The sequence below is a fragment of the Bacteroidales bacterium genome (assembly GCA_013141385.1).
In the GTDB taxonomy this organism is placed as follows: Bacteria; Bacteroidota; Bacteroidia; order Bacteroidales; family Tenuifilaceae; genus UBA8529.
This window is the reverse complement of record JABFRB010000023.1, coordinates 98,484-119,223: the sequence shown is the minus strand read 5'-3', so window position 1 is coordinate 119,223 and position 20,740 is coordinate 98,484. Positions and strand designations below refer to the sequence as shown.

Sequence of the window (20,740 nt, the reverse complement as noted above, 5' to 3'; positions counted from 1 at the left end):
CAAAGAAGTCACAAAACACGCAAAATAAGGTTTTTAAAATTAGATTTCCACAATGATAGATAACTTAGAAATCAACCTAAAAGCAACAGAAAACCACTTTAATACCCTTTTATAGCCCCTTATTTTAAGGGGTTGGGGTTTATTTCCCTAGCTTATCTGGCTAAAATTCACCTTCTGCTTTTCGGCTTTTTCGAGTTGCGAATTCAATATCGCATTTTGCGATAATACAAGCTGTGGGTCTTCATCAAGAATTTCCATTGCAACCTGCCGTACATACTGTAAAAGTTGGCTATCCTTGCTTAAACTCGCTATTTTCAGCTCAAATGGTAATCCGCTTTGCTGTGTTCCCTCCAAATCGCCGGGGCCACGAAGCTGGAGGTCTACCTCAGCAATTTGAAAGCCATCATTGGTTGCAACCATGGTTTCCAATCGCTTTCGCGATTCGTGGGTTAATTTAACCGATGACATTAATACGCAGTGGCTTTCATCGGCACCACGCCCTACCCTACCCCTTAATTGGTGCAGCTGCGATAGACCAAACCTTTCGGCACTTTCAATTACCATAACTGTTGCATTAGGCACATTAACGCCAACCTCAATAACCGTGGTTGCAACCATTATATGCGCTTTGCCTTTTGCAAAAAGGTTCATGGAGAATTCCTTATCATCGGGCTTCATCTGCCCGTGCACAACAACGGTTACGTATTCAGGCTGTGGAAATGCCCTAGTGATGCTCTCGTACCCATCCTGCAAATCCTTTAAATTCTCCATCTTCTCGGATTCCTTTATCAGCGGGTAAACCACGTATATCTGCCGTCCCTGCTTAATCTGCTCACGCATTAAGCCAAAAACAAGGTTTCTTTTGGCATCGGTAAAATGAATTGTTTTGATTGGCTTTCTGCCCGGTGGCAGCTGATCGATAACGCTAACATCCAAATCGCCGTAAAGCGTCATTGCCAAGGTGCGGGGAATGGGTGTAGCGGTCATCACAAGAACATGGGGCGGGTTATCGTTCTTATCCCAAAGTTTAGCCCTTTGCGCAACGCCAAATCGTTGCTGCTCATCAATTGTAACAAAGCCAAGGTTTTTAAACTGAACAATATCCTCCAACAAAGCATGAGTGCCTATTAAAATATTTGTTGTGCCACTCAACAAATCATTATGCAAAATCTTTCTCTCCGATTTTTTGGTTGATCCTGTAAGCAGACCAACTTTAACTGGAAGATCGCCGAGTAGCTTTGTAATTGTAAGATAGTGCTGATTTGCAAGAATCTCCGTAGGAGCAATAATTGATGATTGATACCCATTATCCATAGCAATTAGCATGCACATCAATGAAACAAGTGTCTTTCCACTCCCAACATCTCCCTGAAGTAGGCGGTTCATCTGCTTACCATTGCCCATATCGCGCCTTATCTCCTTAATTACCCTTTTTTGCGCATCGGTTAGCTCAAAGGGAAGTTTCTCACTATAAAAGCGATTAAACATATCCCCAACCACCTTAAAAACATGCCCGTTCTGCTTACTCAACCTCAAACTTCGCTGCTTTAGTAAGCCCAACTGAACATAAAATAGCTCCTCAAACTTTAATCGGTTTTGCGATTTTTGAAGAAGTGTAGAATTATCTGGGAAATGAATCTGTTTTAACGCCTCTGGCAATGTCATTAATTTATACCTATCTATAAGGTGTGTGGGTAATGTCTCCTCAACATCAAATTGGGTTTGAAAAGCTAGAGTCTGTTGCAGTCTATGGATATACTTTGAATTTAAATAGCTGTTCTTTAGCTTTTCTGTTGTGTTATAGGCTGCCTCGAAGGAACTTTTAGTTTTATCATTCTCTGGTTTATACTCTTCAATTTCAGGGTGAGCAATATTAAAACGACCGTTGAAGAGGGTTGCCTTACCAAAAACTAAGTAATTAGTATTCAACTTTATATTTTTCTCAACCCATTTTATGCCCTTAAACCAAACCAGCTCAACCATGCCCGTTTCATCGGAAAATATTGCTGTAAGTCTTTTCTTCGGCCCAACTCCTGTTTGGTCAATTCTAATTAACCTACCAATAAGCTGAATATATGGTAGATCGTCAACAATTTCGGATATTTTATAGATTTTAGATCTATCAACATATTTATAAGGATAGTAGCGCAATAAATCGCCAATGGTATGAATATTTAGCTCTTTACGAAGAAGTTCTGCTCTTTTTGGCCCCACTCCTCCCAGATACATTATATCGGTTGATAGATTCACCCTCATTTAGCAAATTTAAAAAAATGATCGTTCAAAATACCCAAGTACCCATTTATAGCAAAGAGTTTTCAGATTGACTTTTTAAACGTTTTTTAACATCCAGCATCTTAGTTTGAAAGAATCAAACTATATCTTCGCAAAAAAAATATCTCACGCAAAGTCGCAAAGAAAATAAGATAGATAAGGAACTTAGTTAAAAATAATAAAATATTATGATCAAATTGAACCTTTGATTTGAAGAGGCAAAAAAGAATTCTTCACGCAAAGAACGCCAAGTCTTCGCAAAGTTCGCAAAGTATACTATTCATTATCTCAACGCTTTGCGATCTTAGCGTTTCTTCTTTGAGAACTTTGCGAGAACTAATTTTGACTTTTTAGCCTTTGATTCACGACTTTGCGAGAACCCATTAGGAATCAACAAAAAAGCCATAACTTAGATTCTTTACTTTCAAAGAGAGTGTTTGCTGAAATATAAACCTGAGTATTTACCATTAGTCAAATTTGTCTTGATGTTTCAGGAGAAAATAAATCTTATTACAAAATATTTAAACTTTCGGGTAAACTCAAAACCCAGAGGAGGTCATGGTATTCATTCACCATTTATTTACGACTTATATACTCAAAGCATTGATATAGATAGCAAAGCAGAGATATTTAATAGAATTGAGAAAATAAGGAAGGAGCTATTTAAGAATAAAACTATTATTTCGAAAGATGATTTTGGAGCCGGTTCAAAACAAGCCAGTAGTAAGGAGCAGACTATAAAAGATATTACAAAACTATCGGCAGTAAAACCATTTACAGGTCGATTACTGTACGAACTAGCCAACTACCTAAAGCCCGATACAATTATTGAATTGGGCACATCTGTTGGCATAAGTACATGCTATCTTGCTGCCGGAAATAACAAGTCAAGAGTATATAGTTTGGAAGGTGATAAATCTTTGGTGAAAATAGCTAATGAAAATTTAAACAAACTTGGATTAAGCAACGTTACTGTAATATGTGGAGATTTTGATACCCAAATTCCTATTCTTTTGAGTGAAATTAGTAAATGTGGAATTATTTTTATCGATGGTAATCACACTGAAGATGCAACTTTGAAATATTTTAAATATTTTTCGGAAAGAGCCGATAGTGATACTCTAATTATTTTTGACGATATTAGATGGAGCAACGGAATGCAAAGTGCATGGAAAAATATTTGTGATGATAAAAACGTTTCAATATCTGTAGACCTTTTCAATTGCGGCTTAGCCTTTTTTCGAAAAGGAGTAGTTAAACAACATTTAAATTTAAGATACGGTCCTTTTTAGTATTTTTATAAAATAATAATTAAACAATGTCTGATAATCTATTTACATTAAAAAATCTTAAGAAGTACTACAAGGTTGGTACAGTGGTGGTTAAGGCTTTAAAAGGGATTGACCTCACGATTAGCAAAAATGAATATGTGGCTATCATGGGGCCTTCTGGCTCTGGGAAATCTACGCTAATGAATATAATCGGATGTCTCGATACGGCAACTGAGGGCGATTATATCCTTAATGGTACTAATGTTAGCCATTTGGTAGACGATCAACTTGCCGAAATACGTAACAAAGAGATAGGGTTTGTATTCCAAACATTCAACCTACTACCTCGTTATACAGCCCTTGAGAATGTTGTGCTCCCACTAATTTACGCTGGAGTTGGGAAGGATACTAGAATTGCAAAAGGTGTTGAAACAATGCGCAACGTTGGGTTAGAGGACAGAATGGAACATCGCCCCAATGAACTATCAGGCGGACAACGCCAAAGGGTTGCAGTTGCCCGTGCATTAGTAAACAATCCTTCAATTATTCTGGCGGATGAACCTACCGGTAACCTTGATTCAAAAACATCAATAGATATCATGAATCTTTTCGAAGATATTTATGATCAAGGGAATACTATCATTGTTGTAACTCATGAGGAGGATATTGCACGCCATGCAAGGCGGATTGTTAGATTACGTGACGGGTTAATAGAATCGGACGAAATTAATCCTAATCCAGTAAGAAAACAAAAGGTTGTACTGATTGAACAATAAAATCCATTTTCTTTAAATGAAATACCCATGTTGTAGACTAAAACAAAAGGAGATAAATATAATATGGGTGTTCCATGATTGTAATTTATAAACGGTTACCATTACATTTTCATCTTACTATAAATCAATCATATAATATAAGATTATTCTCATGAAGGTTTATACTAAAACAGGAGATAAAGGTACTACCTCGTTAATCGGAGGAAAGCGAGTTTCCAAGTACCACCCAAGAATTGAGGCCTATGGCACTGTTGACGAATTGATTTCATACGTAGCTCTGCTTCGCGATCAGGATATTGACCATGAAATAAAGCTATTTCTAATTGAGATTCAAGACAAATTGATGAACTGCGCATCCATACTTGCGGCAGATTGCACGGATTGTAAGGTTAAAATCCCATTGATCCTTCCCTCGGATACCCAAAAAGTTGAACTGGAAATCGATAAATTTGAAACTTTACTAGAACCTTTAACTTCATTTATTCTGCCTGGTGGTCATCAATCAGTATCCCTCTGCCATGTATGTCGCACTATTTGTCGTAGATGCGAAAGAATAATCATAAAACTTTCAGAAGAAACACCTGTACCCGAAGAATTAATTGTTTATATTAATCGCTTAAGTGATTTTTTCTTTGTTTTATCAAGAAAAATTGCCAAAGATCTTAATATTGATCAAATTTCTTGGAATCCTAAATTTTGATATGAATATTTTTTATATTTGCAAACAGGGTATTATATACAATATTCTGTAAAACAACTACTTAACGAAAATATTTTAGATTATGTACTGGACACTAGAACTTGCATCAAAATTAGAAGATGCTCCTTGGCCAGCAACTAAAGAAGAGTTGATAGACTTTGCTATTCGTTCCGGTTCTCCGCTAGAGGTAATTGAGAATCTTCAAGAACTTGAGGAAGAAGCGGAAATATACGAAAGTATAGAAGATATTTGGCCTGATTATCCTACTAAAGAGGATTTTTTCTTTAACGAAGATGAATACTAAAAAGAGGCCGAAAGGCCTCTTTTATTTTATTTCCTAGGTTTATCCAATAAAACATTACGAGTAGTGTAATGCTCCGTGAATTTTGATATCTGGAATCTAATCTAACGTCAGTTCGATGTAAGGTGTCATCCTGAGCGAAGCGAAGGATCTAATTATTTAAAGATGAGATGCTTCACTTCGTTCAGCATGACAAAGCAACAATCTAACCCTGAGTTAAGGATCAATATGTTACGTTTACATCGAACTCACGTTAATCTAATTCTCCCTCAGAACAAATTCATCGTATTCAAGTTCAAAGCGAAGCTTATGGCGAGACTCTTCTTGAGCAAGGCCTAAAAATAGTTTTTTCAAATCTTCGTTGGGGGCTTTTTCAGATAGTTTCATGTATAGTTTAAATGCTGCTTTTTCCCTTTTCATGGCTAGAACCAAGGTCTGTTCATAGCTCATATCAGCCTTTGTTTCAGTTCTTACAACGTAATCGGCAATTTTCAGATCGGCAACTTTTGCTATTGGAAGGTTGAAGATACCCTCTTCCTTTATCTTAATTAACCTAGCCTTATGACCCATTTCCTCCTGAGCAAATAGTACAAATGTGCTGTGCATATCATCGGTACGAGCTGTTTTTGCCAAATCGTTATAAAACTCAACGGCATTCTGCTCGTTCTGGATTGCAAAATCCAGTATGTCGTTTATGTTAATAAATTCGTTCATATGATTCTAGTTAATTCGATTGGTTGTTGATATTACAGTGTCTAGAGTGCCTAAAGTACTTTAAAACTAATATGGTGAACTTAACTTTAGGCATTTTAGGCACTCTAAACTCTAGGCACTTAATTGTTTAATATATAAACATTCATTTTGTCAATTAGCTTAATTCGAAACAAATTATTTCCCTAAAGCCCCTTCAAACTCTTCATCAAAACGTTTCATGATATAGTTACAACCATGTGTGAACATTTGTTCGCTAGTCTCACTTTCGGTATAAATAAAATTAAACTTGGTCGGTTCATCTTGAGTTGGAAGTAGTGAGAGTGCTTCAGTATTTGCTTCATGAATATCACTAATACCATTCGAACCAAATTTTGCAAGAAGTTTAATTAGCTGTTCAGCGGATGATAGTTCAGTTTTAGGTTTTAATCCCGATTCAAATACCTGAATCATCCTTTGTGAGTTGGTGAAGGATCCTCCAGTTTCGAACCATAGCGATGCAGGAAGAATCAGATCAGCCTCTTTTGCTGTATCGCTCATAAATACATCTTGAACTACCTTGAATTCAGCCTTGCTGAAAATCTTTTCAATGGATTTCCTATCAATGGCACAACCAATAGGATCTTCACCAAATATGAAGAGATTCTTGTATTCGCCATTCATGAACCTTTCAGTAAAGCATTCTTCTACAATTTTTGGAAAATCATTAATACTCCATTTACTCTTAATTTTTGCAATAAATTCAGCATTTGATAAATCCTGTAACCCAACACTCGTTTTTGGTCTAACGCCCATATCGAAAAGTCCATGCGAGTTATTCTTTTGCTTTAGCGAGATGATTCCACTTGAAGTTTTTCCTAGTTTACCAGTAATCATCGCTAAATTGATAATCTCACGTGCAGCATCAGATCCAACCTCTTTCTCGCTGAATATCAATATTGCATTCATCTCGTTGTTAAACGATTCTGCAAAATCGCTAACGCAGCTGCAATCACAGCCACATTCACTATAACATGCTTCACCGCATAATTTTTTGTAACTCTCCTTCAGCAAATTCTTTTTATAATCCTCGTAACCAACGCAATTATCCTTAATGAACATGCTATTCTGCTTGCCATTGGCAATTAGATAGTGATTAACCGCCTTAATAAAAAGGTAATAGGATTTTACTGTATTAAATGAAAATGCTTTATGTCTTAGAGTGCTCTTTGGGTCTATAGAGATTACCTCTAAACGCTTCTGAGCAGCATTTACCATATAGCCAGCCACAGGATTGTCACGGTTTATCTCAGAGCCAAGTAGATAAATAGCGGATGCCCCGCTAATAGCATCAAAAGGAACGTTACTATCAGAATCTGTTATATAACCTTTTGCTCCTCCTAAATAATGGAAACTGTTAACGTTATTGGTCTTAGCACCAACACGTGCTAGTTTCTGGACAAGGTATTGTTCCTCATTGGTTAATCCAGCACTTGCAAAGAATGCATTCTGGTCGTTTTTAACAGATTTTATTTTTTCGGAGATGATGTTGAATGCCTTTTCGAAGCTAATCTCTTGAAACTTTCCGTTGACTTTATGGAGAGGTTTTGTGATTCTTGATTTATCGTTGATAAAGCGATAGCCAAACTTACCATACATACAAAGATTGCCATCTTTATTCACCATTCCCTCTGCACCAGTTACCTTCATCACATAGCCAACACGATGATGGAATGTAAGTTTACATCCTACAGAACAGTATCCACAAATAGTTTCGAATGTTTCTAGCTTAACAGGACCTGGTTTAAATGGAACATTCTCGGTGATTGCTCCTGTAGGACAAGCAGAAATACACATCCCGCATGATTCACACTTAGTATCTTGTAATTTGTCGCCAAATGCTGGTGCAACATAGGTGTCGAAACCACGCTTAACAAGCGTTAGGGCGTTAGCGCCAACAACCTCCTTACAAATCCTCACGCAGCGTGAGCAGAGAATACATTTGTTATTATCAATCTCAATGTACGGATGGGCTATATTCAATTGGAATTCCTTATGCTCACCAATAAATCTCTTTTGATCGGCTTTATAGGTATCTGCATGTTTTTTCAAATCGCAGTCGAAATAGGCAACACAACCACATTCTAGGCAACGGCTAGTTTCATTCAAGGTTTGTACTTCGGAATAACCAAGTTCTACCTCTTTGAAATTAACCCTGCTATTGGGTTCCATAACAGGCATCTCTTCCCTAATTTGGTTGCGATAACGACCAATATATTCGTCTTTCTCCTGATTTTTAAAGTTGTCCTTTTTACTAAGGAAATCTTTAATTGGAGCTTCAACCTTTTGTCCTGTAAGATAAAGATGGCAACTATTTGATGCCAAACGTGCTTGAGCAACGGCTTCAATTAGAGTAGCAGGCCCTGTTACTCCATCGCCAGCAGCAAAAACAGATGGAATTCCTGTTTGAAGAGTGTTTTTATCAGCATCAATGTCACCCCATTTGGTGGGTTTCAGCTGACCTCCCTTTGCATATTTATTGATATCATCAAGGAAATTAATCTCGGTTTTTTGACCAATTGCGGCGAGTATATAATCAACCTCAATATCAAATTCAGAACCTTCAACAGGAACAGGTCTTCTTCTGCCCGAAGCATCGGGTTCACCTAATCCCATTCGAATAAGGGTCATGGATTTTAATTTTCCATTCTCATCCTTATTAACCCTAACCGGATTGGTTAGGAAAAGATACTCAACTCCCTCAAGTTTTGATTCATGGATTTCAATTGGATTGGCTGGCATTTCAGCCTCAGAGCGGCGGTAAACCACCTTAACATCGGTACTTTTGCAACGGAGAGATGTGCGACAGCAGTCCATGGCTGTGTTTCCGCCACCAACTACAACTATTTTTTTCCCAGTGAAGTCGTAACGCTGACCCGTTACCTCCATATTCCGAAGGAAATCAATTCCAGAGAAAACGCCATCTGCATCCTCACCATCGCAACCAAGTAGGGTGCCTCTTTGTGAGCCAATGGTTAGAATTACCGCATCGTACTTTTCTGATAATTCCTTATAGCTAATGTTTTCGCCTAACTTTTTATTGTAAAAGATATTTGCACCTAATTCAGTTACACAATCAGTCTCTTTTTGAATTATATCATTGGGTAAACGATACTCAGGAATACCATAACGTAACCAGCCTCCAGAGTGTGGTTGTGCCTCATAGATATCGCACTGATGACCTTTTTGTTGTAAAAAGTATGCGCTTGATAAACCACCAGGGCCAGCACCAATAATTGCAACTTTTTTACCTGTTGATGGGGCAACCTCAGGTTTATAATGGTTTTCAGAAGATAGATCGGAATCTGCTGCAAATCGTTTCATATAATCAATACCAACTCCAGTTCCCTCATCTAATAGATTTCGGCGACATGCAGCCTCGCAAGGGCGAACACAAACTCTCCCACAGATTGAAGGTAGAGGGTTAGTTTGTTTTATCACCTTAACAGCCTCGCTGTAAAGACCTTTTTCAATTAGTGAGATATAGCCTTGAACATCAACTCCAGCAGGGCAACGCTCGCGGCAGGGAGCAACGCAATCGGCGTAGTGGTTGCTCATTATCAGGTCAAGTGCAGTTTTTCTAGCCTTGTAAATTCTATCATTATCAGTATTAATCTTCATTCCCTCAGCAATCCTCGTTGAACAGGAGGGTTGAAGGTTTTTGTTTCCCTCAATCTCAATTAAACATACATAGCAAGCAGAGAATGGCTCAAGCCTTGGGTCGTTGCAAAGTGTTGGAATTTCAATACCGTCCCTTTTGGCAACATCAAGAATGTACTCTCCTTTTAAACCAGTGGTATTTTGTCCGTTAAGAACTATATTGATTTTGTCGCTCATATTCGTTGTCAGTTGAAAGTTTGTAAATCATTAAGAAACACTAATTGCACCGAACTTACAGCGTGAATAACAATCACCGCAGCGGATGCACTTTTCCTGATGAATAAAGTGAACTTTTTTCTTTTCACCCTCAATGGCCTTAACAGGACATTTAATTCCGCAAACCATGCAACCAGTACATTTATCAGGCAGAATCTGGTAGGTGAGAAGCTGCTTGCAACTTAAAGCAGGGCACTTTTTATCTCGGATATGTGCTTCATACTCATTTCTAAAATACTTAATTGTTGTGAGTACTGGATTTGGTGCTGTTTGTCCTAGTCCGCATAGTGTACTATCCTTGATTTGAGCAGCTAGCTCTTCGAGGGTTTCAATATCGCCTTCAACGCCCTTCCCTTCAGTTAAACGGGTAAGAATTTCGAGCATGCGCTTTGTCCCGATACGACAAAAGGTACATTTTCCGCAAGATTCTTTTTGTGTAAAATCAAGGAAGAATCTAGCCATATCAACCATACAGGTTGTTTCGTCCATTACAACCATACCACCAGAACCCATGATGGCTCCAGTTGCATTTACTTGGTCGTAGTCAATTTGTAAGTCTGCAAGGTGCTTTGGAATACATCCACCAGATGGACCACCCATCTGAACCGCCTTAAACTCCTTATTGTCTTGAATCCCACCACCAAGTTTGTAGATGATATCTTTGAGGGTAATACCCATGGGAACTTCAACAAGTCCTCCATGTTTGATTTTGCCAGTAAGAGCAAACACTTTTGTGCCCTTGCTTTTCTCAGTACCATACTTATTGAATGAGCCAGCACCGTTGTAAACAATATATGGGATATTTGCAAAAGTCTCAACGTTGTTGATGTTCGAAGGTTTTTTCCAAAGACCCGATTCTGCTGGGAATGGAGGGCGTTTTGATGGCATACCACGTTTACCTTCAATTGAGCCCATGAGTGCAGTTTCTTCACCACAAACAAATGCTCCTGCACCCTCTTTTACATAGATGTCAAGATTGAATCCTTTTATTCCACAAATATTTTCACCCAGATACCCTTTATTTCGTGCCTGATCTAAAGCAATGTTGAGACGTTTAATGGCTAGAGGATACTCAGCCCGACAATATATTACTCCATGGTTTGCTCCTATTGCGTATGCTCCAATAATCATTCCTTCAAGAACTGCATGTGGATCGCCTTCAAGAAGTGAACGATCCATAAACGCTCCTGGGTCGCCTTCATCTGCATTACAAATAATATACTTATCATCGGATTTGCTGCTACGTGCAAATCGCCATTTTAAACCGGTTGGGAAACCTCCGCCTCCCCTACCACGCAAACCCGAATCGAGAATGGTTTGGATTACACTTTCAAAGGGTAATTTTTCAGAGGCAATCTTCTTAATTGCTAAATAGCCATCTCTGGATTCGTACTCCTCGATACTTTCTGGGTCGATATACCCACAATTGCGGAGTGCAATCTTAACTTGACCTTCAAAGTAATCTTTGTCGGGTGTGTCGAAAAGATCTGTTTTAACTACATAATCTTTGATGGGATTAAATCCGATAACATGCTGTTGAATAATTTCAACTGCCTTATCTTCTGTTACATCTCCATATATAAAGGAACCAGTATCATCAATAACCTCTACCAAGGGTTCTCGATAGCACATACCGATACAGCTGGTTTTTCTAAGTTCGAAATCAATTTTCTCAGCCTCTTGTAAGGCTTTGATTTTGTTATAAACCTTGTTGGCTCCAGCAGCAATTCCACAGCTACCTAAACCGACTATAACTTTTGTTTTTGCCATTAAATATACTCTTTTGTAGTAAAGTAGCGATTTGTTAAAGTGTTGAGGTAAAGTCGAAACACTTAATACAAAACACTAAACACTAATTGCTTTGGCTTTCTTTTATTTTAATATCCTTGATAATTTTCACGGCAGAATTGCCTGTGAGTTTGCCATATGCCTCTTCACCTATCATCATAACAGGAGCAAGAGAGCAGCACCCAAGACAGGCAACCGATTCGAGGGTAAACATCTTGTCTTCGGTAGTTTCTCCGTCCTTTACATTTAATGCTTCTTTAATAGCATCGGAGATTGCATCGGCATTTTGAACGTGACAAGCAGTTCCATGGCAAACTTTTATAATATATTTGCCTACAGGTGCAAGTCTGAACTGGGAATAGAATGTAGCTACTCCATACATGTCGCTGAGACTAATGCCCGATACTTTTGATATTTTATCAAATGCTTCCCTTGGGATATACCCAAACATTTCCTGAGCACCTTGTAAAAGTGGAATAAGACTACCTTTTTTGCCTTTATACTTGTCAAGTAAAGGCTCTAACAGGACAACATTTATGGGTTCCCCTTTGGCGATTGGTTTTGATTCAGGTTGGAGTCTTTGTATGCGCATGGGTAAAACAGTTTGTAATGTAATTAATTACTAAAAACGATATGTATTTTTACATATCGTTTAAAACCTTGAATAGTCCTTGTAAAAATATTCCTTTAATCTTGATATAAATATAATCATATAAAAATTTTATAAACAAATCTGTCAGGCTGTGGTGAGCAGCCTGACAGACACTACTAAAACTAAATTATCTATTTAAACTGCTCCTTGATCAATCATTGAGTTGGCTACTTTAACGAATCCGCCGATGTTAGCTCCATCAACGTAGTTGATATAACCATCCTCTTTTGTACCATATTTCTTACATGTTTCGTGAATGTCGATCATAATCTGATGTAATCTTTGATCAACCTCTTCACGTGTCCATGATAAACGAAGTGAGTTCTGTGACATTTCAAGACCAGATGTTGCAACTCCACCAGCGTTAGCTGCTTTACCAGGGCCAAATAAAATCTTATTCTTAATGTAAACTTCAACAGCCTCAGGTGTTGATGGCATATTTGCACCTTCAGAAACGCAATAGCAACCATTCTTAACAAGAATCTTAGCTTCTTCGCCGTTGATTTCGTTCTGTGTTGCGCTTGGTAAAGCTACATCACACTTGATTCCCCATGGACGTTCACCTGGAAAATAATCACATTTAAACTTATCGGCATATTCTTTAATACGGCCACGTTTCTCATTCTTTAGCCACATTACGAATTTTAGTTTTTCAGCGTCAATTCCTTTAGGATCGTAGATAAATCCTTCAGAATCTGAAAGGGTAACGCATTTTCCACCAAACTCGTTAACTTTTTCAACGGTGTATTGAGCAACGTTTCCTGAACCAGAAACTGTTACAACTTTACCTTTAAAACTCTCACCACGAGTTTTTAGCATTTCTTGTGCAAAATATACATTGCCATAACCAGTTGCTTCTGGACGAATTAATGAACCACCCCAAAGTCTACCTTTTCCAGTAAGAACACCAGTAAACTCATTACGGATACGTTTGTATTGACCAAACATGTAACCAATTTCACGACCACCTACTCCTATATCACCAGCTGGAACGTCAGTATCTGGGCCAATATGACGACAAAGTTCAGTCATAAAACTTTGGCAGAAACGCATAACCTCTTTATCTGATTTTCCTTTAGGATCGAAATCAGAACCACCTTTACCACCACCCATAGGTAGAGTAGTTAAACTATTTTTGAAAACTTGTTCGAACGCAAGGAATTTCAAAATACCAAGGTTTACAGTTGGATGGAAACGTAATCCACCTTTGTATGGTCCAATTGCACTATTCATCTCAATACGGAAACCACGGTTTACTTGAATTTCGCCTTTATCATCAATCCAAGGTACTCTAAACATTAATACTCTTTCTGGCTCAGTAATTCTCTCAAGAATCTTTTCATTATAGTATACAGGATTCTCTTCCATGTAAGGAATAATACTCTCGATTACTTCCCTTACAGCCTGATGGAATTCAAGTTCAGAAGGATTCTTAGCCGCTACTTGAGCCATGAATTTGTTAACTTTTTGTTCAATAGCTTGGTTTTTCATAATGATTTAATTTAGTTAGAAATTTATTGTTATTAAAAGGGTTTTATGAGTAAAATTGCAGTTGAAAGTTAGCCTAAAAAAGATATCAAAATACGAAAGTGTCTTAAATCCAGTTATATACTGACACTGTCGATAGGCGTTCCACTTAGCCGGTCTCCGAGTTTTACTTATTTTTACTATTATGAGTTGATGAAGCCGAAAAATGCTGCTAACTTGAAGCGATTTGAAGTGTTTCTTTTATTTAGTTTCCCAACTCAACTAATAGCTTATGACTCAGAAACCTGTTGCAAACCCCGAGGATTTTTACAAATTACTGGCTCAGAGCAAGGAAAGACTGAAGGAACTTGCTGCTATTAATCAAGCTATTGCTATAATTAAGGAGGGAAAATCAATACAGGATACATTGCACCAGCTATGCTTAATACTACCTGATGCATGGCAATTCCCAGAGCATACAATTGTTAGAATAAAGTATGGACAGTACGAATTTCAGTCATCTGGGTTTAAGGAAACCCCTTGGTGTCAAAAACAAGATTTTGAGACTATTGATGGTGGTTTTGGATTCATTGAGGTTTACTATACACAGGAGTTTCCAACCGAATTCGAAGGTCCTTTTTTGAAAGAAGAGAGAGATCTAATTAATAATATCACCAATATTTTAACAGGTTATCTCAATAGTATTAAGGGCAAAGATATTATTCGTGAAGTTAAAGTAATTCAAAAACGTAAACCTGAAGGAGACACCACTACAAGCAAAAGACTCTTACAAAAATTTATAAACCAGCATAATGCCGACAGGGACATTTATCATGATTTGATGCCCTTTAAGGTTAAAGAGATATTACTGATTTCAACTCTATATGATGCGTACAGCATAGAAAAAGAGGATAGGCTAACCGATAATATTCTTGGTGAGTACTCAAAACTCAGTCTTTCAACGGTACCCCGTATCACAGGTGTTTCTAATCTTGATGAAGCTCTTGAAAAACTAGATGAAAAGTATTTCAACATGATTATTATCATGATGGGAGCAGATACTCAGACTCCTCTTGAGATGAGCAAGAAAATCAAGAGTGAGTACAACTATATACCTTTATATTTACTCGTTAACAATAGCGTCATCGTTAACGAGATGGAAAAGAACCCTGTAACCATCTCAAGTATCGATAGAGTATTCGTTTGGAATGGTGAACCGAAGGTCTTCTTTACCATGATTAAACTGTTGGAAGATAGGGTTAATATTGAGAATGATACACGAATTGCTCTTACGCGGGTTATTCTGCTTGTTGAAGATTCACCAAAGTACTATTCACGATATCTCCCTCTATTATATAGCAGCGTGCTAGAACAGACAAAGCGGATAATAGAGGATGTTAGCACGGATGATTTATATAAGGTATTAAGAATTAGGATTAGACCTAAAATCATTCTCGCAGGTACCTATGAGGAGGCTATTGAGCTCTTTACAAGGTATAAGAATTATATGCTTTGCTTAATTTCCGATGTAAAATTTTATAAGAATAATATTCTTGATGAGAATGCAGGAGTTCAGTTGGTTACTCATGTGCGAAAAGAGTTGCCAAATTTGCCCATTATTATCCAGTCTTATGAACAGGATAAGGAGGAGATGGCTTTTAAACTAAAGGCTGCATTCCTAAATAAGAACTCTGAGATATTGATGCAGGAAATAAAAAATTTCTTGAGCAACTTCCTTGGATTTGGCGATTTTGTTTTCAGGGATTCTTTGGGAAATCCCTTAACCATTGCATCAACTATGGAAGAGTTTGAGAGAGCTCTTAGGATAATTCCGGATGAGAGCCTTTTATACCATTCCCAGAAAAACCACTTTTCGATGTGGCTGGCTGCACGTGGTGAGATACAGGTAGCCCGAATTATTCACCCATCTACAATTGAAGATTTCACTAATTCAGAGGAACTTCGGGAATATCTTTTGAATACCCTAAAAAAATATAGGCAAGAGAAGCGTAGGGGAAAAATTGTTGGCTTTGATACCGCCTGGGAAGTAGACGAGAGCAATATAGTTAGCCTTGCCGAAGGCTCCTTTGGGGGAAAAGGGAGGGGTCTGTCATTTATCAATACCCTAATTTACACTTTTGATATATCACAGTATACTCCAAACATCAATCTTAGAACACCACGTACATCAATTATTGGTACTAGTGAGTACGAGGGTTTTATGATGAGAAATGGATTGTACGAAAAGGTTTTCGCATCATCAAGTTATGTCGAGATACAAAAACATTTTTTGGAAGGAGAACTATCCGATCAATTAAAGATAAGGTTAGATAGATTACTACAAATATATCATCGGCCGTTAGCTGTTCGTTCATCTGGCTTGCTCGAAGATTCAATAATGCAACCTTTTGCGGGCATCTTTGAAACCTATATTGTACCGAACAATCACCCCGATAAGCATATTCGCCTGAAACAGGCTATGGATGCTATTAAATTAGTTTATGCATCTGTTTTTTCCGATACAGCACGTGGATATATAAAAGCTATTAACTATAAGATTGAGGATGAGCGTATGGCTGTTATTATCCAAGAGGTTGTTGGTAATACTTATGGGAATTACTATTACCCCCATATAAGCGGGGTTGCACAATCCTATAACTACTACCCATTTGGACATATTCAACCTGAGGATGGATTTGCTAATATGGCTGTTGGTCTTGGGAAATATGTTGTTGAAGGTGAAAGATCCTACCGGTTTTGTCCAAAATATCCTACTATTATTAATTATTCCAATGCCGATTTGATAAAAAATTCTCAGGTTGAATTTTTTGCGGTAGATCTATCAAAACACAATCTCAACCTGCTCGAAGGTGAAGAGGCTGGACTTGCACGTCTCCATATGTATGAGTCTGAACAGCATGGTACTCTCAAACACTGTGTTTCTGTTTTTAATCCAGAGAATAATTCGTTAACTCCTGGTCTAGGCCAATCTGGTCCAAGAGTTGTAAATTTTGCTAATATTCTTAAATATAACTATGTTCCATTAGCACAGTCAATTCAGGTTCTTTTGGATGTTGTAAAAGAAGCTTTGGGTGCAGCATGTGAAATAGAATTTGCAGTTGACTTAAATAGGGATACAAACTATAAATCCTCATTCTTCTTGCTGCAAATAAAACCAATGCTTGGTAATACTCAGGAATATAAGGTGAATCTTGACTCTATTGATATGAGTAAGGTAATTCTTATGTCGATGAATGGCATGGGGAATGGGTATATCAACACAATCTCCGATATTGTTTATATAAAGCGTGAATCATTCGATAAATCGATGACTCCTGATATGGCTATTGAAGTCAACTCAATAAATAATAAACTAATTGAACAAAATAGACGCTACATTCTGATTGGCCCCGGACGATGGGGTAGCCGTGATAGGTGGATTGGAATTCCTGTTACATGGCCGCAAATTTCGCAGGCAAAAATTATAGTTGAAACAAGTTTTGAAGATTTTCCATTGGATGCATCTTATGGTTCCCACTTTTTCCATAATGTAATTTCAATGAATGTTGGCTATTGTTCAGTTCAGGATGGAGATACCAAAACAAAAATTGCCTGGGATGTTCTGAATAGTATGCCTAGTGTAAATGAAACAAAGTTTTTCAGACATGTTCAACTTCCGAAACCATTGGTAGTTAGGATGGATGGTAGACAGAGATTGATAGTTGCAAGTATTGAATAATATATTTCACCACAGTAGACACATTATAACACAATAGAAAAAAGGAGAGAAAAACTAATGTGACCTACTGTGTCTACTGTGGTTAATTTTAAGGAATTTAAAATCGTTTTGCCATGGAAAATAAACCCAACGATCTAAAGGCTGGCAAATACTACTTTGCCGAGACGGCATTCGATTTGTTAATGAAAAAACAAATTAAGAGTGTTCTGCTAATTTGTAGTAAATATGATGCTTTCATGCTCGAAGAGGATGGTAGGATCGAGGAGCAGATCTTTAACGAGTATGTTTCGCTCAACCTTCGTTATCCACCAGTATTTTATCAGGTAACATCGGCAGAGGAGGCCTTCTCAATATTAAAGAAACAGCATATAGACCTCGTTATTACAATGCTTAATGTTGAAGGTATGGATACTTTTACTTTGGCTACAAAGATTAAGAATTTATACCCTCAGAAACCAATCGTAGTGCTTACCCCTTTTTCACGTGAAGTATCACTTAAATTAAGTAAGGTAGATCTTTGGGCAGTAGATTATGTTTTTGCATGGCTGGGGAATGCACGTATAATGCTTGCAATTATCAAACTGATTGAGGATAACCTAAATGTTGAGCATGATGTTAATGAAGTTGGAGTTCAGGTTATTCTGCTTGTTGAGGATTCGGTGCGCTTTTACTCTAGCTATTTACCTCATCTTTATAACATAATTTACACCCAGAGCAAAGAGTTTATGTCCGAAGGCCTTAATGAGCATCAGAAAATGATGAGATTAAGGGGTCAACCTAAAATCCTTCTTGCCGAAAATTATGATCAAGCAGTTGAATTGTACGAAAAGTATAAAAATAACCTACTAGGTGTAATAACTGATATGAGCTATCCGTTAAACGGAAAAATGGAACAACGTGCTGGTGTTAAACTTATTGAGAAACTGAAGGGCGATAACCCATTTTTGCCAATTCTACTGCAATCGTCCGATATAAACAACCGCTTAATTGCAAAGCAGATTAAAGTGGGGTTCCTACATAAGTATTCAAAAACTTTATCGCTTGAACTTCGCGACTTTGTTGTCAAATATCTAGCTTTTGGTGATTTTATATTTATAGATCCTGATACAGGAAGCGAAATCTTTAGGGCATCAGACTTAAAATCTTTACAAGATTTAATATTTCAAGTTCCTGAATCATCACTTGAATACCATATTCGTCGAAATCATATCTCTAAATGGCTTACAGCAAGAGCTCTATTCCCAATAGCTGAAATTTTTAAATATTTTGTCCCTGAGGATTTTACTAATTTTGATGAGATTCGCAGGTTTATTTTCGATACAATTGATCGTTACCGCCAGAGTAAAGGGCGAGGAATAATCTCAAAATTTTACCGTGATCAGTACGATGAGTACCAGATTTTTTCACGTATTGGCGATGGTTCAATGGGCGGTAAAGGCCGAGGCCTTGCATTTATCGATTCCGTGATCAAACGTAACTATCTGATTCACCAGTTCGAAGGCATTACGCTAACTATTCCTCGAACGGTAGTGCTCTGCACAGATATTTTCGATGAATTCATGGAGATCAATAATCTCTACTCAGTAGCGATGTCCGATATAAGCAACGAGGAGATGCTAAGGCATTTCCTTAATGCGCTAATACCTTCGCGTATACATAAAGATTTATTCTCATTTATATCTGTTGCAAAGAACCCTATTGCTGTTCGCTCCTCAAGTTTATTGGAAGATTCACATTATCAGCCATTCGCTGGAATCTATTCAACATACATGATTCCAATTTTGCACGAGAATGAGCATCAAATGCTTGAAATTCTTGGACAAACTATAAAATGCGTTTATGCCTCTGTTTACTATAAGGAGAGTAAAGCGTATATGCAAGCAACACAGAATGTTATTGATGAAGAACGGATGGCTATTGTTTTGCAAGAAGTTGTTGGTTCAACCTATGGGCATAGATTTTATCCGACAATATCTGGTGTTGGACGATCTTTGAACTTTTACCCTATTGAACCTGAAAAACCATCGGATGGGATTGTAAGCGTGGCACTTGGATTGGGAAAACATGTTGTTGAGGGAAAGCCAAGCTTGCGCTTTTCACCTAAATATCCAAAAAAACTATTCCAACTCTCAATTCCTGAGATGGCATTAAAGGAGACCCAGAAAACATTTCTTGCCCTCGATTTAAGAGCATCCAGCTTTGTTCCATCAACTGATGATGGAATAAACCTGCTTGAACTAGATGTGAAAGAGGCATATCCCGATGGCTCGTTAGCATTACTTGCATCAACTTTTGATAATGATAGCCAGCAAATACGTGAAGGATACAGCGGTCAGGGCATGCCAATTATTTCCTTTTCGGGTATACTTCGACATAGGCAGTTTCCACTTGCTGAGATTTTAGAAACCCTTCTGAAGCTTGGAGAGCATGAGATGAATACTCCCGTTGAGATTGAGTTTGCCGTTAACCTCAACACTCCTGCCGGACAACCAAAACTTTTCAGCTTCTTGCAAATTAGGCCTATTGTACAAAATAGGGAGTTGGTGAATATTGATGTTGATAATTTTAAGAAAGAGGATTTGATTCTCTTCTCGGATTCATCACTTGGAAATGGGCAAGTACAGGATATATGTGATGTTGTATATATCAAGCCAAAGAGTTTCGACTCTTCAAAAACCATTGAAATGGCTGAAATAATCGATGAGATTAATCAAAAACTTGTTCGTGAAGGTAATCCTTACATACTGATTGGCCCTGGTCGCTGGGGTTCGGTCGATAGATGGTTAGGAATACCCGTTAAATGGTCGCAAATATCGGGTGCTAAATTAATTGTTGAGGCCGGACAGGAAAACTATAGGATCGATCCAAGTCAGGGTACACACTTCTTTCAAAATTTAACCTCTTTCAGGGTTGGCTATATTACCGTTAACCCTTACATCAATCAGGGATACTTAGATTTCGAATATTTAGATAGTATTCCAGCAATTTTCGACGATAATTATATTCGGCACATTCGTTTCGATGCACCTATGGATTTAATAATTAACGGACAAAATCGTAAGGCGGTTGTGCTTAAGAGAACTGGAATTGTTAGTAATAAATGATTTGAACCACAATAGGCACAATAGGGCACATTATATAAAACC

Annotated in this window: 12 protein-coding genes; 6 read left to right on the top strand and 6 right to left on the bottom strand. The window is 37.7% G+C overall.

Features of this window, described 5'->3' with window-relative positions; all coding sequences use genetic code 11:
* Window positions 1-147: 147 nt before the first annotated feature.
* On the bottom strand, window positions 148-2,256 hold the full coding sequence (recG, locus tag HOO91_15040) for an ATP-dependent DNA helicase RecG (GenBank protein NOU18868.1): 2,109 nt from the start codon (window positions 2,254-2,256) through the stop codon (window positions 148-150).
* A 503-nt stretch (window positions 2,257-2,759) separates the two neighbouring features.
* Here recG and HOO91_15035 point away from each other — a divergent pair.
* The 4 genes from HOO91_15035 to HOO91_15020 all read left to right on the top strand — a co-directional run bounded on the left by HOO91_15035 (window position 2,760) and on the right by HOO91_15020 (window position 5,325).
* A complete protein-coding gene (locus HOO91_15035; GenBank protein NOU18867.1) occupies window positions 2,760-3,566 on the top strand; it encodes a class I SAM-dependent methyltransferase in 807 nt (268 codons plus the stop codon).
* Between the two features lie 26 nt (window positions 3,567-3,592).
* Window positions 3,593-4,321: an ABC transporter ATP-binding protein gene (locus tag HOO91_15030; GenBank protein NOU18866.1), complete on the top strand. Its 729-nt coding sequence runs from the start codon at window positions 3,593-3,595 to the stop codon at window positions 4,319-4,321.
* Window positions 4,322-4,472: 151 nt separating this feature from the next.
* Entirely contained in the window at window positions 4,473-5,021 is a 549-nt protein-coding gene (locus HOO91_15025) for a cob(I)yrinic acid a,c-diamide adenosyltransferase (GenBank protein ID NOU18865.1), read from the top strand.
* A gap of 82 nt (window positions 5,022-5,103) precedes the next feature.
* Window positions 5,104-5,325: a DUF2795 domain-containing protein gene (locus HOO91_15020; GenBank protein NOU18864.1), complete on the top strand. Its 222-nt coding sequence runs from the start codon at window positions 5,104-5,106 to the stop codon at window positions 5,323-5,325.
* A gap of 255 nt (window positions 5,326-5,580) precedes the next feature.
* On the opposite strand, the gene HOO91_15015 is transcribed toward HOO91_15020, so the two are convergent.
* The 5 genes from HOO91_15015 to gdhA form a co-directional block, all read right to left on the bottom strand.
* Complete coding sequence (locus tag HOO91_15015; GenBank protein NOU18863.1) at window positions 5,581-6,036, bottom strand: ferritin family protein; 456 nt, start codon at window positions 6,034-6,036, stop codon at window positions 5,581-5,583.
* 174 nt (window positions 6,037-6,210) lie between these two features.
* Window positions 6,211-9,909: a molybdopterin-dependent oxidoreductase gene (locus tag HOO91_15010; GenBank protein ID NOU18862.1), complete on the bottom strand. Its 3,699-nt coding sequence runs from the start codon at window positions 9,907-9,909 to the stop codon at window positions 6,211-6,213.
* A 30-nt stretch (window positions 9,910-9,939) separates the two neighbouring features.
* The gene (locus HOO91_15005; protein NOU18861.1) at window positions 9,940-11,718 is read right to left on the bottom strand and encodes an NADH-quinone oxidoreductase subunit NuoF; all 1,779 of its coding nucleotides are present in this window, start codon (window positions 11,716-11,718) and stop codon (window positions 9,940-9,942) included.
* Between the two features lie 82 nt (window positions 11,719-11,800).
* A complete protein-coding gene (nuoE, locus tag HOO91_15000; GenBank protein NOU18860.1) occupies window positions 11,801-12,328 on the bottom strand; it encodes an NADH-quinone oxidoreductase subunit NuoE in 528 nt (175 codons plus the stop codon).
* A 195-nt stretch (window positions 12,329-12,523) separates the two neighbouring features.
* Window positions 12,524-13,879, bottom strand: coding sequence for an NADP-specific glutamate dehydrogenase (gene gdhA, locus HOO91_14995; protein NOU18859.1), 1,356 nt, complete (start codon window positions 13,877-13,879; stop codon window positions 12,524-12,526).
* A 268-nt stretch (window positions 13,880-14,147) separates the two neighbouring features.
* Between gdhA and HOO91_14990 the strand changes: the two genes are divergently transcribed.
* The gene (locus tag HOO91_14990; GenBank protein ID NOU18858.1) at window positions 14,148-17,594 is read left to right on the top strand and encodes a pyruvate, phosphate dikinase; all 3,447 of its coding nucleotides are present in this window, start codon (window positions 14,148-14,150) and stop codon (window positions 17,592-17,594) included.
* Between the two features lie 113 nt (window positions 17,595-17,707).
* Window positions 17,708-20,698, top strand: coding sequence for a phosphoenolpyruvate synthase (locus HOO91_14985; GenBank protein NOU18857.1), 2,991 nt, complete (start codon window positions 17,708-17,710; stop codon window positions 20,696-20,698).
* Window positions 20,699-20,740: the final 42 nt, after the last annotated feature.

Coding starts and splice junctions, on each gene's coding strand:
- recG (NOU18868.1), bottom strand. CDS start 2,256: ATGAGGGTGAATCTATCAACCGATATAATGTATCTGGGAGGAGTGGGG.
- HOO91_15035 (NOU18867.1), top strand. CDS start 2,760: ATGTTTCAGGAGAAAATAAATCTTATTACAAAATATTTAAACTTTCGG.
- HOO91_15030 (NOU18866.1), top strand. CDS start 3,593: ATGTCTGATAATCTATTTACATTAAAAAATCTTAAGAAGTACTACAAG.
- HOO91_15025 (NOU18865.1), top strand. CDS start 4,473: ATGAAGGTTTATACTAAAACAGGAGATAAAGGTACTACCTCGTTAATC.
- HOO91_15020 (NOU18864.1), top strand. CDS start 5,104: ATGTACTGGACACTAGAACTTGCATCAAAATTAGAAGATGCTCCTTGG.
- HOO91_15015 (NOU18863.1), bottom strand. CDS start 6,036: ATGAACGAATTTATTAACATAAACGACATACTGGATTTTGCAATCCAG.
- HOO91_15010 (NOU18862.1), bottom strand. CDS start 9,909: ATGAGCGACAAAATCAATATAGTTCTTAACGGACAAAATACCACTGGT.
- HOO91_15005 (NOU18861.1), bottom strand. CDS start 11,718: ATGGCAAAAACAAAAGTTATAGTCGGTTTAGGTAGCTGTGGAATTGCT.
- nuoE (NOU18860.1), bottom strand. CDS start 12,328: ATGCGCATACAAAGACTCCAACCTGAATCAAAACCAATCGCCAAAGGG.
- gdhA (NOU18859.1), bottom strand. CDS start 13,879: ATGAAAAACCAAGCTATTGAACAAAAAGTTAACAAATTCATGGCTCAA.
- HOO91_14990 (NOU18858.1), top strand. CDS start 14,148: ATGACTCAGAAACCTGTTGCAAACCCCGAGGATTTTTACAAATTACTG.
- HOO91_14985 (NOU18857.1), top strand. CDS start 17,708: ATGGAAAATAAACCCAACGATCTAAAGGCTGGCAAATACTACTTTGCC.